Here is a 12,879-nt window from a genome sequence, read left to right as displayed (position 1 = left end):
AGCAACGGTAGTACGGGAACGCCACATGTCACGTGTTGATGTTTCGATTCCAGCCCTGAATGGTCGGGAGCCGACAGACGGGAGGCCCGGGACCAACCGGTCCCGAGCCTCCCGTCCGTCTCGTGGTCGCGTCGCGACCGCCGGTCAGTTGTAGTTCGCCACCCGGTTCGGCGACGTGTTGCCCGCGGGCGTCGGGACGGCCCCGCCGACCCCGTTGATGACGCTCGAGATGGTCCCGACGTCGCCGAGGGACACCGTGACGAGCCCGTGCGCCTTCACGCCGGGCGTCTGCGGCACCTCGAACGCGCGGTCGGCGTGCACCGACTTGTTCGTGTTGAAGAAGCAGTAGACACCGCCGCCCCAGATCTCGTGCGTGGTGACGTTCGACGCGACCTTGTACGCCGCGTACCCGGCCCCGGTCGGGCTCTGCCACGAGGCGTTGTCCGGCACGTCGTACGGCATCTCGTTCTGGAAGAAGATCGTCTTCCCGTTGTTGCCGTTCCACTGCACTTCGTACTTCTGGTAGTGCTCGACGAAGAGCCCGGTGGCGAGGACGTCGTTGCCGTTCACCTCGACGCCGGTCGCCCCGGTGTTGACCGTCCAGCCCGTGGCCGCGCCACCGTGGTCGGCGCGCCAGGCCCAGATGTGGTCGACGAGGGTGTCGTCGGCGTTGACCTGGAGGGTCGTCGTCGCCCTGCCCTGGATGCTCGAGCCGACGCGGAAGAAGACGTCCTGGATGCTCTGCGGGTTCGCCGCGTGGTCGAGGTGCGAGCCGCTCGTACCGAGACGGACCAGCTGCGCGCTGTTCTGCGAGCCCGCGTCGACCACGAGGTTCGACACGTTCACGCCGGCGACGTCGTTCGACGTCAGGACCGCGTTGCCGGCCGTCGGCACGAGCGTCGGGAAACCGATGCCCGTCACCACGGTGTCGGCCCGCGTGACGTTCAGCGCGGCGTTGAGCTGGTACGTGCCCGGGGTGAAGAACAGGTTGAGACCCTGGGCGAGTGCGCTGTTGATCGTCGCCGCCGAGTCACCCGGGTGCGCGACGTAGAAGTTCCGCATCGGGATGTCCGTACCCGCGGTGTTCGGCCAGGTCACACCACTGGAGTTCTGCTGCAGCGACGGGACGAACACGTGGTACTTGTTCGACGAGTCCACGTACAGGTACGGCTTCTCACGGGTCGTCGGCGTGGTGGCCAGCGTCGTGTAGCTCTTCGAGAAGTCGTTCGCCGGGGCGCCCTGCACGCCCGAGAACGTCATGTTCCAGTTGCCGCCCTGCCACGCGCCGAGCGTGGAGTTGCGGGTGTACCACTGCTGCTGCGACCCGGAGGTGACGGTGCCGTCGACCTTGCTGTCCGCGATGTAGCCGCCGGACGAGTAGCCCTGGCCGCCGTCCTGGTTCGAGGGGCCCATCGTCAGGTTGCCCTTGATGTGCACGCGCCGCATCGGAGCGGCCTGGGACACGGCCCAGCGGTCGGTGCCGCCCTCGGGGACGACCGCCACGTTCTCGACCGACCGCCAGAAGTTCTGCGTGGCGTTCGACTCGTCGCCGGCGTTCCATCCGGAGTCGACGTTGACCGCCCCGGTGATCGTGACGTCGTCCGGGTTCTTCCCGAGGCCCGCGACCGTCGTGTAGAAGCCGAGGTTCGCCCAGACGCGGTTGTAGCTGCCGGGCTTGAACAGGAAGACGTGCCGCTGCGACCCGAACTGCGCCGTCGTGCTGCGGAGCTGCGAGGTGAACGCGGCGTCGACGTCGGCCTGGATGGTCGAGGTCGGGGTCGATGGGCTGTAGACCTTGACGTTGCTCCCGAAGTCCGGGGTGTCGCTCGTCGTGACCGCCTGGGCCGAGATCGCCGGGACCAGGGCCCCCACGACGCCGACGCCCACGGCGAGGGCGACGAGACTTCTCATCCGTCGTTGCATGATGCTCGATTCATGACCGGTGCGGCGTCGTTGCCGCACGGACGCGACGGTAGACCCGACCAGCGGCGTTCCGCAGTCGGGCGAACGGCGGACAAGCGCGGCGCCCCCCGGAACGTGTTCGGCCGTCTGATCACCACCCGAAGGCGACCAGACGGCCGGTCTCACCACCCTGGGTGAGCGAGCAGGGCGCGGATACCCGGTCCACGCCCCAGTGACCATCCTGCCCGATCAGTCAGCGTGCCAGCGCCCCCACTGCCGGGGGAGAACGGTTGTTCTCTCGTCACGGTGCCGACGTCACCGGGATCTCCCAGTAGCTCGGCTGCTCGTACTGCTCCGCCCAGCCCCGCCGCATCCGGGCGGCAGCACGGTCGAAGGCGTCCACGGGGTCGGTGTCGCCCGTCAGCAGGGCCTGCAGGCGGAGACCGTCGTACAGGGCCAGCAGCTGCTGCGCACCCCGCTCGGGGTCCATCGTCGCCGGCTCCCGGCCCTCGCGCACGTCCGCGGCGAGCGCCGTGCGGATCGTCTCGCGGAACTGCCGGTACGCGGACCGGTAGTAGTCCGCACCGTCCACCTTCGGGTCGGTCGCCGCGGCGAGGGTGGAGGCGAGCAGACGCATCAGCCCCGACTCCTCGACGTGGGCGGCGAGCAGGGCGTGCATGAACGCCACCGTGCCGCGTTCCGTGATCATCGGGAGCAGGGGCGCCGAGACCGCACGGGTCCACCGCTCGACCGTCGCCGCGAGCAGGGCGTGGTGGTTCGGGAACAGGCCCTCGATCTCGGAGACGCTCATGCCGCTGCGCTCGGCGACCGCTTCGATCGAGAAGCTCGTCGTGCCGCCGTCGTGCAGGACCGCGATCGCGCCGTTCAGGGCGCGGGTGCGCGGGACCTCGTCGTCGGCCGCGCGCTGGTTCGTCAGCGGGGCGAGCGGGTGCTTGCGGAACCACTCGAGCAGGGCGCGGGCCCGCGAGGCGCCGAACTCGGCGTCGCTCGGCCGCTGCGTCTCGAACAGGTCGCTGAACCCCGGCACCTCGCGCAGGAGCGGGTCGAGGGGCTGGAACGCCATGGACCAGTCCGGGAAGGACCGCTGCTGCACCGGGTCGTCGCAGAGCACCCGGACGTTGGTGTGCCGGGGGTCCAAGCGGATCTGCTCGAAGCGCTCGCGGACGACGGCGTCCTCGCCCTCGATGATGCCGATGCAGTTGCTGTCGCGGTGCGCGAGCATCCCCGTGATGCCGAGCCGGGTGTTCTTCTCGCGTCCGACCGCCAGGATCTGCGCGAGTTCGGAGTCCGAGATCGGTCGGGTCTGCGTGCTGGTGTAGACGAGTGTGCGCACGGTCGGCCTTCCTGGTCGTGGCAGGGCGGGTGCCCGGGAACGAGTCAAGCGCGCGACGAGTGGCGGCACCAGTCCCGTGTTCGGGTCGCGTGGCAGGACGGCGCGGCGGCGCCGGACCGGAGGCACGAGCCGGACGGGAGGCGCGGGGCGGGCCGGCGCCGCGCCTCCCGTCCGGCTCGTGCCCGCCCTGGTCGCTTCGACCCACGGACGGTGTGGTGCGGCGACATCCCGAGGTCGGTGAGCTCGTCCGTGACGGTCACCAGGACCGCATCCGGCACCTCGGGGTGAGCAACGCCACGGTCGAGCAGGTCGAGGAGGCGCAGGCGATCGCGCCGATCGTGTCGGTGCAGAACATGTACAACCTCGCGAACCGGCACGACGACGAACTCGTCGACCGACTCGCGCGGAGGGGGTCGCCTACGTCCCGTTCTTCCCGCTCGGCGGGTTCAGGCCCGTGCAGGCGGACGCCCTGACGGCGGTCGCCGGACGGGTCGGTGCCACGCGGATGGCCGTCGCTCTGGCGTGGCTCCTGCAGCGCTCATCGAACGTGCTGCTCATCCCGGGGACGTCCTCCGTGGCGCACCTGCGGGAGAACATCGTCGATGCGGGGGTCCTGTTGTCCGAGCGGGACGTGACGGAACTCGACGGCATCGTGGGGTGACGACCTCACCACGGAGGGCCGGCCAGCTCATCCACCGTCGCGCTGGATGTCCGCGGCATCACCATCGCCGCACACCGACACCGCATCGATGCTGTAGCCCCGCACGTCGGCGAGGAAGTCGATCGACCCGGTCGGGCCGCCCACTCCGCGGACACCCGGCGTCGGATCTGCCCCACCACTCTCGTAGCGCTCGGTACTGATGCCCCGCTTCTTCCACAATGCCTCGACCGTTGCGACGTCCTTCGCCGGGTCACCCTCGGTCTGGCCGCGTGTCCTCGTGTACGCGTACGCAGCCCCGCTCCCGCCACTGTCTCGGTCACACGCCTCCACTGCAGGGCCGCTGTACACCTCCCAGCTCCCGCCGACAGCAGTCGCTGAATCATCGACGATGCCGGTCACCGCGTCCTTCGGCGGCTTCGTCGTGTCCGTCGTTCCCATCTGTGTCCCTCCGTTGCAGCCGACGAGCACCAGGGTCGTCGCACTGATGATCGTCGTGGCGAGAGCGAATCGCGCCACACTTCGTGGTCCTGCTCGCACCCTCAGCGCCTCGATTCCATGTAGTCGATGACGTCCTCCTGGAGCGCGGCAATGCCCTTCGGGTGGTACGCCGTCATCTCGTCCGACTGCCCTGTCGTGGCGTGAGCGACATCCCTGAGCGACTTCCGCGCCGCCGCTCCTCGACTGCGCTGCCCTCCGCACACTCGGAAACGCCGACGATGCTGAAGCGCCGCTCATCAGCAAGGAAGTCCATCGTCGTCGCAGGACCACCCCGGCCACGGATCCCGACGATGGGATCCGCTGCACCCGTTCGATAGCGCTCTGTCGTGATCCCCTTGTCCTTCCACAACTCCTCGACGGCGTCGACCGCCTGCATCGGGTCCGCGCTCGGCGCATCGTTCATGAGGATGTAGGTGTACGCGAGGCCGTCTCCGGCGACATCCCCGCAAGTCTCAGCCGTCGGCTTGCTGTAGACCGACCACTCGCCACCTACCGTCGACGCCGTTTCGTCCACGACTCCCAAGATCGACTTCTTCGCGTCTTCAGGTTCCACGCGCGCACTTCCGTCACAGGCGGTCAAGAGCAGCACCATCGCCGCTGCCGGTGCGATGGTGAGACCGCGGAGGCCGGTCTTCGGACTGTTTCCTCGGTTCATCAGTCTCCATCATCCCGGTCACGAGCCTCCATTGCCGGCCCGCTGTACGCCTCCCACGTCCTGCCGACAGCAATTCTCGAGTCGTCGACGACGGCGTTCTCCATGTGGCCGACGGCCTGCTCTCGGGAGGCAGCATCACCCTTCAGTGGTACGCCCTCATCTCGTCGCATTGCCGGGTCCCAGCATGAGCTCCACCACCCTGCGACTCGGTGCCCTCGGCAGCCCGGTCCGACCGAAGATGTGCCGCCGGTGACCAGTGACGTCGAGCATCGAGGTGGGTACAGTCGTGAACGTGCACTCGCGAGGGGGCACAGGGGGAAGGACATCATGGGGGACATCCAGTACGACGAGGCGGCAGCGGACGCGCTCGTGAAGGCATCGACGGCAGCCGCCGAGAAGCTCCGCGGGCAAGCCGCTGGCCGTCGGTCCGCCGTCGAGCAGGGCACGGACGACTTCTCCGGTGCCTACGCGACACGCTTCGAGGAATCGGCCCGGATCGAAGCCGAGGATCGGCCGAAGCTCGCGTCCGTGCTCGACGACCTGGGCGACCAGGTGAACGAGGTGACCGCTGCGGCGAAGCGGGAACGCGAGCGTCAGGCCGACCTGGCCGCATGGCAGGTCCGGCAGGACGAGCGGGAGCGCAAGGCCGCGGAGTCTCCCCTCGGCGTCTTCGAGGTGCCCGCGGGCATGGGGTTCGACTTCAAGCCGTCCGACACGCCCATCGCACCGCCGGCCATCTCGGCGTCGTTCTCGGCACGAGGGCGGACCCGCACCGGCGACGGGACGTCCGGGGGGAAGAGTTCTGCCGACCCCGACCACCTGCGGTCCTTCGCGACCGCCTAACGTGCGCTGGACCGCGGCGCCGCCGAGAAGCTGAGCACGCTGCGGAGTGCGTGGCACGGCTTCACGGGGTCGTGCGGATGGGCGCGGATCGAGTCCGCCACCTTCCTGACCGGGTTCGATCGGCTGCTCGAGGAGAACGGCGAGGACGCCGCGTGGGCGGAACGCATCGCCGAAGCGTTCGAGCGCGCGGGCGGCCACGGATCGCTCTCGAACGCGACGCTCGACGTCTCCGCTGCCGCCGAACTCCCGGCAGCCTTCGAGAAGATGCTGGATCCCGACCTCTCCCCGGCGGAGGTCGCGGCGCTCTGGGCCAAGCTCGGCTACTCGAAGGCGGACGCGAACGACCTCAAGGCCCTGCCGATCCCGGTGCTCAGTCGGCTCGGGAACCTGGAGGGCGTCGACTACTGGGCGCGGGACACGGCCAACCGAGTCGTGCTCGATTCCATGATCACCGCTGCCGAGAAACGGCTCCGTGAACTCGAAGCGTCGACGGCGTACGACGCCGGAGGATCGCAGTACGCGACCGCGTGGAAGAACCTCACCGCCCTCAAGGAGATCTGCACCGCCGCCAATGAGACGGCCAACGGAGGGAAGCGGTTCGTCACCATGTTGCGCGATGACGAGGTCCCTCCGCTCGCGGCTGTGTCGATCGGAGACCTCGACACCGCGACGAACGTCACCTGGGCTGTTCCCGGCATGGGAACCGACACCACCGGGATGACTGGTTGGACCGATGCGGCCCAGAACATCTGGAACGAGCAGGCGAAACACCATGGTCCTGTCGACCGAGCGGTTGTGTCTTGGGTCGGCTACGACACGCCTCCGCAGCCCGTCATCCACGGCCAGCTCGACTTCGGAGTCCTGGGGAGCAGTTACGCCGAGGCCGGTGGAGATGCCCTTGCTGATGCGCTCCGCGGCCTCGACGCGGTACGTGGCGACGACTCGTTCGCAGAGCACGTCGTGGCGCACTCCTACGGATCGACGACCGCGTCCTACGCGCTCACGGAGCGCGGAGTCCATGTGGACAGCTTCACGACAGTCGGATCAGCAGGCATCCCGAACTCCGTACCGAATGCTGACGCCCTTCACGCCGATCACATGTACGCAGGTCAAGCCCAGAACATATGGATACCTGAACCCGGGCGGGGCGACCGATGGGCACAGACAGGACGGCTGAGCTTCGTCCACAGCCAGGACCCGACGGACCCCGACTTCGGCGCAACCGCTTTCGGTACGGACGGTGTCGACGGCAAACCGGAACTCAACTCTGTCGATGACCACAGCGTCCACACCGACGAACTACGCGGTTACCTGGACCCGAACACCGAGGCCTTGTCCAACATCGGCTGGGCGACGACCGGACGCCCGGAGCGGATGACCGAACACCACCCGAAGGGGATGACGGAGTGGGAGAAAACAGTGTTGGAACAGATACAGGGGCAGCCTTGACCACATCTCTCGCTCGCCGCCGATGGATCACGGCGCTCACTGCGCTCTCCGCTTGCGCGACCCTCATACTCACCAGCTGCGCCAACGATCCCGGAGAGCCTGCCGTGCAACCCTCAGAAGCGAAGAAGTCGATCATCCAGCTCGTCGAGCAGTCGACCGCCGCTGTCGGTGGTGATTGGGCGGTCTTCAGCGGTCCGGCTGTACGGAACTGTGGACAGCCGGACGGCGCAGATGGAGCGGCCTACATCTACATCGTCGAGCGGATGGACACGGAGGGCGCCGACCCCGAGGCCGATGTGGCGGCGATGACGGCGTTGTGGGAACGGCTCCACATCAACGTCGAGCAATACCACAGTGGCGGAGCTGATCCCATCAAGGGAGTCCGCGGTACAGGTGGGCCGTTGAACTCGATCGCATTCGAAGCTGACCCGGAACGGTACAGCGTCACCGGAGTATCAGAATGCTCCGACGGTGATCCTCTCCGGTTGCGGCTCGAAGACTGAACAAACCCGACTGCTGCAGATGGTCCGGATCATCAAGGGGGTTCCGCATGAGCTCCGTCGGATGTGTCTGCATCGTGACGACGGTGTTGAGTATGACGCTTGTCACACGTACCTCGGAGGGAGCACTGTCCACCCATCCAACGCGGAGAAGTCGATCGTGGACCTTGTGAACGAGTCTGCCGTCGACGCCGGCGGCGCGTGGACGCTCTACCGGGGCCCCACCGCTGAGGCTTACGAGCAGCCCGGCGGGGAGGGAGCACACTTCCCTCTCGGACCTGTTGGCCGGCCTGAACGGCGTCGGTGGTCCCGTCACCCCCGTGGGCCTCGATGCGCACTCACAGGGCCACACCATCGGCGGATCGTCGAGATGCTCGAACGGCGACGCCGACGATTCCGAGGCCTCGTGAGGAGCAGCATCAGCGTCGCTCTCGTCCTGACGGCGTCCCTCACCATTGCCAGCTGTAGTGACAACCCCGGAGGCACCACCGTGAAACCGTCCGATGCGAAGAAGTCGATCGTCGACCTCGTCGAGGAGTCCACCACCGCGGTCGGCGGCGAGTGGACGCTCTACCGCGGTCCCGCAGCTGAGGTCTGCGAGCAGCCCGACGGCGGAGAGGGCGCACACTTCGTCTACATCCTCGAGCGGGAGGGCGCCGACGGCCCCACACCGGCAGCTGACATCAGCACCGTCGAGGAACTCTGGAAGAGCAAGGGGATCACGACCGAGCGCTTCCAGAGCGGGAGCGCGGACCCCTTGACCGGCGTGAACGGTAGGGGCGGTCCCGTCACCACGGTGGGCTTCGACGCGTACCCGCAGGGCTACACCATGACCGGCGTCTCGAAGTGCTCGGACGGCGACGTCAAAGAACTGCGTCGCGAAGAGTGACCCGGCCTCGATCGCGGAACAGGAGGACCACCACCGTCGCTCTGGTCCTCGTGGGTGCGGCACTCGCGCTCACCGCTTGTGGGAACGACCCGGCCGGACGCGTCGTGCCTCCCGGTCAGGCGAGGAGCACCGTCGTCGACGTCGTCGAGGAGACGACCGAGGCAGTCGGCGGTGACTGCACGCTCTACCGCGGCCCTGATGCCGAGGTGTGCAAGCAGCCGGACGGGCGGGACGGCGCTCGCTTCGTCTACGTCCTCGAGCGGAAGGGCACCGACGGCCCCACGCCTGCGACGGACATCCGCACGGTCGAGGAGCTCTGGGAGGGCAAGGGGATCACGACGGAGCGCTTTGCCAGTGGCGGTGCCGACCCGCTCACGGGTGTCCGAGGCGCCGACGGCTCCGTGACCTCGGTGGGCTTCAACGCCTACCCGCAGCGCTACAGCGTCACCGGCGTCTCGACGTGCTCCGACGGCGACGTGGCCGAGCTGCGACAGTCGGAGTGACGCCCCGGTCCGGCACGCCGCACGGCACTCCACGCTGACCGCAGCGAGCAGGGCCGCACCCTCCCGGGTACGGCCCTGCTCGGGATCACCTCACCGACCTCACTCGGTCCGGCGACGACGACGCGCCACGGTGACCCCGACCCCGGCGGTCAGCAGCAGGAGCGCCGCGAGCGCCGCGGAACCGATCTCGGCACCGGTCCAGGCGAGGGACCCGGGACGGTCGGCGATCGAGCCGCCAGCCGGTCCGGAGGCGGCGCCGCCACCGACGGTGTCGATCGGGCCGCTGCCCGTCCCACCGCCCGGCGTACCGGCACCCGGCGTACCGGGGCTCGGCGTCGGGCTCGGCGCCACGGGTGCCGCCGCGACGGTGACGACCACGGGGTCGGACGTGGAGGCGGCCGCGGTCTCGGTGGCCCCGAAGACCGCCACCAGGGTGTGGTCGCCGACGCTCAGGCCGTCGGTCAGCGTCAGCGTGGCGACGCCGTCCGTCACCTCGGCGGTGCCGAGGGTCACGGCGGCGGCGCGGGCTCGGGCCGACGGGTCGCCGTCGCGGAACGTGACCGTGCCGTCGGTGTCCCGGCCGGTGACCGTGGCGGTCAGGACGACCTCGTCGCCCTCGTCCGGTTCGGCCGGGGTGACGGACAGGACCGTCTCGGTGGGTGCGAGGACCGCGATGGTGGCCCGGGCCTCCCGGCCGGAACCGGCCCCCTCGGCGGACACGGCGAGCGCACCGAGGTCGGCGTCCTCCGCGACCCGCAGGGTCGAGGTGGCCGTCCCGGTGGCGTCGGCGACCACCGTGTCGGTGACCGTCGTGCCGGAACGGAAGGTGACGGTCTCGCCGGCGCGGAAGCCCGTGCCGGTGAGCTCGACCGACCCGCCGGGTGCGACGCTGTCGGCGGACGTGCCGAGGGTCACCGGGGTGACCGCGGCGGCGCGTTCGGCGCACACGTCGCCCTGCGCGCCGACGGGCGGCAGCTCGGTCGCCGGTGCCGTGACACCGTCGTCCTCGCGGACCGTCAGGTTGGTGAACGCCGTGGCGCCCATGACCGCGTTGCGGGTGTTCGTGACGCTCACCTTGAACGCCGAGCTCGGCGTCGCGGAGACCGCGGTGTTGCCCGCGGTCGGGACGGTGACGGCCTTGCAGGTCTCACCGGGTGCGAAGGTCACACGCTCCATGCCGACACCGACCGAGCCGGTGGCGGAGCCGAGCACGCTGACGTAGCCGGTGACCGGTCGGTCGGAGGCGCGGGACAGGTACACGGCGACGTCCGCCGTGCCGGGGCCGTCGCCCTCCTCGACCGTCGTGGGGGCGACGTCGATCGTGGTGCGGGTCGCCGCGACGGCGGTACCGACGCTCGGGGTGTCGAAGGCCAGGTCGGACAGGTACACGCCACCGGTCCCGGTGCCGTCCGCGCCGACGCCCGCGGTGAAGCGGACCTCGCGGACGTCCGTCAGGTCGACGCCCGTCATCGAGGCGGTGGGGATCGTGAGCTGCTGCAGCACGATCTTGTTGAGCGTGGTGTTCGTGCCGCCCGGCATCCGGTTGACCGCGAGCGGGTTGATCGCCGATGCGGCCGTCGACCAGCTGCCGCCGGACCCGTCGAGGACCGTGATCCGGAAGTCGGTGCCGGTGGGCACGGCCTCGTCGGGGGCGGTCTTCAGCGTCATCTGGGCGCTGCCGGTGACGTTGCGCGCGGAGGCGGGGACGGACACCCGGAGCTCACCGGTGCTCGGCACCGCGGGGTCCGTCGTCGACGCGCCCGTCCAGAGGAAGCGGGTGGTCGGGAACGTCGGCACGTTCGGGGCGAAGGAGCCCGGCGTCCAGTGCGGGACCTGGGCCGAGGCCTTCGTCGTGGCGCAGAACGGGTTCGACTGCGGCAGCGTCCGACCGGTCAGGTTGGTGCAGACCGCGGCCGTGGCACCGCCGACCGTGCGGACGAGGGAGCTGGACGTCGTGAAGTCGGTGATGAGCTTCGTCGTGGACGACGGCTGCGCGGCCATGGTGCGGACGTCGGCGTACGGCGTCGCAGTGGTCGACGGCTTCACCGAACCGTCGAACATCGACTGGAACTGGGTCTCGCCGCCCATCGTCAGGCGGAAGAAGCCGGTCATGTAGCTGACACCGACCTGGTACTGCTGCGCCGCGGTGAGGCGGGTGGGGTCGGTCGTCGAGCAGGTGGACGTGGTGTCGCTCGTCCGCCAGTCGTCGCCCGTGGCGGCCGGGTACAGGCCTGGGGTCCACACGGTGTTGAAGAAGTTGTGGTTGGCGCCCATCACCCAGACGGCGGACCGGAGCACGTCGTCGTCGAAGGCGTGCCGGGAGTCGTCGAAGAAGTGCTGCCCCTGCTGGTTCGACACGTCGCCGTCGCAGTACGGCAGGAAGACGGACGTCGGGACGTCCGGCAGCGTCATGCGGCCGAAGTCGACGGGGGCGAGCGGCAGGACCGCCTCGATGCCGTACGGCTTCGGGAGCGCCTGGTTGAGGGTAGCGGCCGAGACCACGCCCTCACCACCACGCGAGTGGCCCATGATGCCGACGTGTGTCAGGTCGAACCGGCCCTTCAGCGATGCTGCCGTGACACCGGCGGCGGCGGCCGGCTGGTCGGCACGGGTGGTGGCGCGGACGAGTGCGTCGTCGAGCGTGCGGGTCGTGGTCGTGGTCGTGCTCGGGGCGGCGTCGGTCGCCGTGGTGACGTCGTCGTACGAGACGGCTGCCCCGGCGTCGGCCTTGCCGAGCATCTCGAGCGTGTCGAGGACGAGCTGGCCTCGGGCCTCGGCGCCGTAGTCGAGCGCGAGCTGGTTGTCGTTCGAGTTCACCGCGTTGGCGGCGATCGACACGACGTTGTAGCCGCGGGTGGCGAGTGCGCGCGCGGTGCCCTCGTAGCCGAGGTACGAGCGCACGTTCATCTGCGTCGGACCGCACGGCCAGCGGAGCGGGTTCGCACCGGTGCCCGAGCACGAGGTGTGCCGCCCGTGCAGCAGCACGACCGTCGGTCGGTGCCCGGCTGCGCTCGTCAGGTACATCTTCCCGGTGAGCTCGCCGCGGATCCCGCCGATCGCCGCGAGCGGGACCGCCTGGTCGCCGAAGTCGTACTCGGCTTCGGTCACGGTGTAGGCGCCCGGGGTCGAGGGGTCCTCCACCGCGGCGGCCGTCGCGAGCGACCGCATCTGCCGCTCGAGCGTCCGGTTCTCCGGGACGGGCGGGGTGACGGGAGCGGTCGTGGTCTCGGTCGCCTTGTCCTCGTCGCCGCTGGACCACGCCTTCGTGACGTCCGACGCGCTGGCGACGGACCGGTCGGCGGTGAGGACCTGGAGCGTCTTCCCGTCGGCCGATTCCGTCGCGAAGCCGATGGGTTCGCCGTCGACGACGAGCGTGGGGGCGTCGTCGACCATCGGCAGCGGCTCGTCGAGGTCGAGGGACACCAGGTAGCCGCCGGGGGTGGTGGTCACGTCCCAGTCGCTGCCGGAGGCGACGACGGGGTCAGGGGTGGGCGCCGCGGACGCAGGGACTGCGGTCAGGGCGAGGGCGGGAGTCAGCGTGGCGGTGATCGCCAGGGCGGCGAGCCGACTCCGGGACAGGGTTCTGGACAAGGGTCTCCTCGAGTGAAGGGGTTCTCAGGAGACA

General features: G+C 69.6%; 12 protein-coding genes. 7 read left to right on the top strand and 5 right to left on the bottom strand.

Annotation, left to right across the window (positions count from 1 at the left end; all coding sequences use genetic code 11):
- Nucleotides 1-144: 144 nt before the first annotated feature.
- Both DEI91_RS01965 and DEI91_RS01960 read right to left on the bottom strand, forming a co-directional pair.
- Nucleotides 145-1,911 (bottom strand): hypothetical protein, encoded by a 1,767-nt coding sequence (locus DEI91_RS01965; protein WP_111050678.1) that lies wholly within the window; start codon nucleotides 1,909-1,911, stop codon nucleotides 145-147.
- A gap of 292 nt (nucleotides 1,912-2,203) precedes the next feature.
- Nucleotides 2,204-3,256, bottom strand: coding sequence for a BLUF domain-containing protein (locus tag DEI91_RS01960; RefSeq protein WP_181439436.1), 1,053 nt, complete (start codon nucleotides 3,254-3,256; stop codon nucleotides 2,204-2,206).
- Between the two features lie 215 nt (nucleotides 3,257-3,471).
- Here DEI91_RS01960 and DEI91_RS16805 point away from each other — a divergent pair, with 215 nt between their 5' ends.
- Both DEI91_RS16805 and DEI91_RS16800 read left to right on the top strand, forming a co-directional pair.
- On the top strand, nucleotides 3,472-3,729 hold the full coding sequence (locus DEI91_RS16805; protein WP_309148036.1) for an aldo/keto reductase: 258 nt from the start codon (nucleotides 3,472-3,474) through the stop codon (nucleotides 3,727-3,729).
- 32 nt (nucleotides 3,730-3,761) lie between these two features.
- Nucleotides 3,762-3,917, top strand: a complete 156-nt coding sequence (locus tag DEI91_RS16800; RefSeq protein WP_309148035.1) for an aldo/keto reductase — start codon at nucleotides 3,762-3,764, stop codon at nucleotides 3,915-3,917.
- A gap of 27 nt (nucleotides 3,918-3,944) precedes the next feature.
- On the opposite strand, the gene DEI91_RS01950 is transcribed toward DEI91_RS16800, so the two are convergent.
- Together DEI91_RS01950 and DEI91_RS01945 are read right to left on the bottom strand one after the other, a co-directional pair.
- Nucleotides 3,945-4,355 (bottom strand): hypothetical protein, encoded by a 411-nt coding sequence (locus tag DEI91_RS01950; RefSeq protein WP_146244171.1) that lies wholly within the window; start codon nucleotides 4,353-4,355, stop codon nucleotides 3,945-3,947.
- A 172-nt stretch (nucleotides 4,356-4,527) separates the two neighbouring features.
- On the bottom strand, nucleotides 4,528-4,968 hold the full coding sequence (locus tag DEI91_RS01945; protein ID WP_146244170.1) for a hypothetical protein: 441 nt from the start codon (nucleotides 4,966-4,968) through the stop codon (nucleotides 4,528-4,530).
- A 429-nt stretch (nucleotides 4,969-5,397) separates the two neighbouring features.
- On the opposite strand from DEI91_RS01945, the gene DEI91_RS01940 reads away from it, so the two are divergent.
- The 5 genes from DEI91_RS01940 to DEI91_RS01915 all read left to right on the top strand — a co-directional run bounded on the left by DEI91_RS01940 (nucleotide 5,398) and on the right by DEI91_RS01915 (nucleotide 9,254).
- Nucleotides 5,398-5,913 carry a hypothetical protein gene (locus tag DEI91_RS01940; protein ID WP_111050674.1) on the top strand — a complete coding sequence of 172 codons (516 nt, stop codon included), beginning with the start codon at nucleotides 5,398-5,400 and terminating at the stop codon, nucleotides 5,911-5,913.
- Nucleotides 5,914-6,177: 264 nt separating this feature from the next.
- On the top strand, nucleotides 6,178-7,362 hold the full coding sequence (locus tag DEI91_RS01930) for an alpha/beta hydrolase (RefSeq protein WP_111050672.1): 1,185 nt from the start codon (nucleotides 6,178-6,180) through the stop codon (nucleotides 7,360-7,362).
- Nucleotides 7,359-7,865, top strand: a complete 507-nt coding sequence (locus DEI91_RS01925) for a hypothetical protein (protein ID WP_146244169.1) — start codon at nucleotides 7,359-7,361, stop codon at nucleotides 7,863-7,865. Before DEI91_RS01930 ends, DEI91_RS01925 begins: the two co-directional genes overlap by 4 nt.
- A gap of 487 nt (nucleotides 7,866-8,352) precedes the next feature.
- Nucleotides 8,353-8,751 (top strand): hypothetical protein, encoded by a 399-nt coding sequence (locus tag DEI91_RS01920; protein WP_111050670.1) that lies wholly within the window; start codon nucleotides 8,353-8,355, stop codon nucleotides 8,749-8,751.
- Nucleotides 8,752-8,801: 50 nt separating this feature from the next.
- The gene (locus DEI91_RS01915; RefSeq protein ID WP_111050669.1) at nucleotides 8,802-9,254 is read left to right on the top strand and encodes a hypothetical protein; all 453 of its coding nucleotides are present in this window, start codon (nucleotides 8,802-8,804) and stop codon (nucleotides 9,252-9,254) included.
- A 99-nt stretch (nucleotides 9,255-9,353) separates the two neighbouring features.
- Here the strand turns inward: DEI91_RS01915 and DEI91_RS01910 are convergent, their stop codons facing one another.
- Nucleotides 9,354-12,845, bottom strand: coding sequence for an Ig-like domain-containing protein (locus DEI91_RS01910; protein WP_146244168.1), 3,492 nt, complete (start codon nucleotides 12,843-12,845; stop codon nucleotides 9,354-9,356).
- Nucleotides 12,846-12,879: the final 34 nt, after the last annotated feature.

The sequence above is a fragment of the Curtobacterium sp. MCBD17_032 genome, assembly GCF_003234855.1.
Taxonomy (GTDB): Bacteria; Actinomycetota; Actinomycetes; order Actinomycetales; family Microbacteriaceae; genus Curtobacterium.
The sequence above is the reverse complement of the archived record's forward strand: the minus strand, read 5'-3'. Positions and strand labels throughout refer to the sequence as shown.

Excerpts from the sequence above, each read along its gene's own strand:
- DEI91_RS01965 (WP_111050678.1), bottom strand. The coding sequence starts at position 1,911 with ATGAGAAGTCTCGTCGCCCTCGCCGTGGGCGTCGGCGTCGTGGGGGCC.
- DEI91_RS16800 (WP_309148035.1), top strand. The coding sequence starts at position 3,762 with ATGGCCGTCGCTCTGGCGTGGCTCCTGCAGCGCTCATCGAACGTGCTG.
- DEI91_RS01950 (WP_146244171.1), bottom strand. The coding sequence starts at position 4,355 with ATGGGAACGACGGACACGACGAAGCCGCCGAAGGACGCGGTGACCGGC.
- DEI91_RS01940 (WP_111050674.1), top strand. The coding sequence starts at position 5,398 with ATGGGGGACATCCAGTACGACGAGGCGGCAGCGGACGCGCTCGTGAAG.
- DEI91_RS01930 (WP_111050672.1), top strand. The coding sequence starts at position 6,178 with ATGCTGGATCCCGACCTCTCCCCGGCGGAGGTCGCGGCGCTCTGGGCC.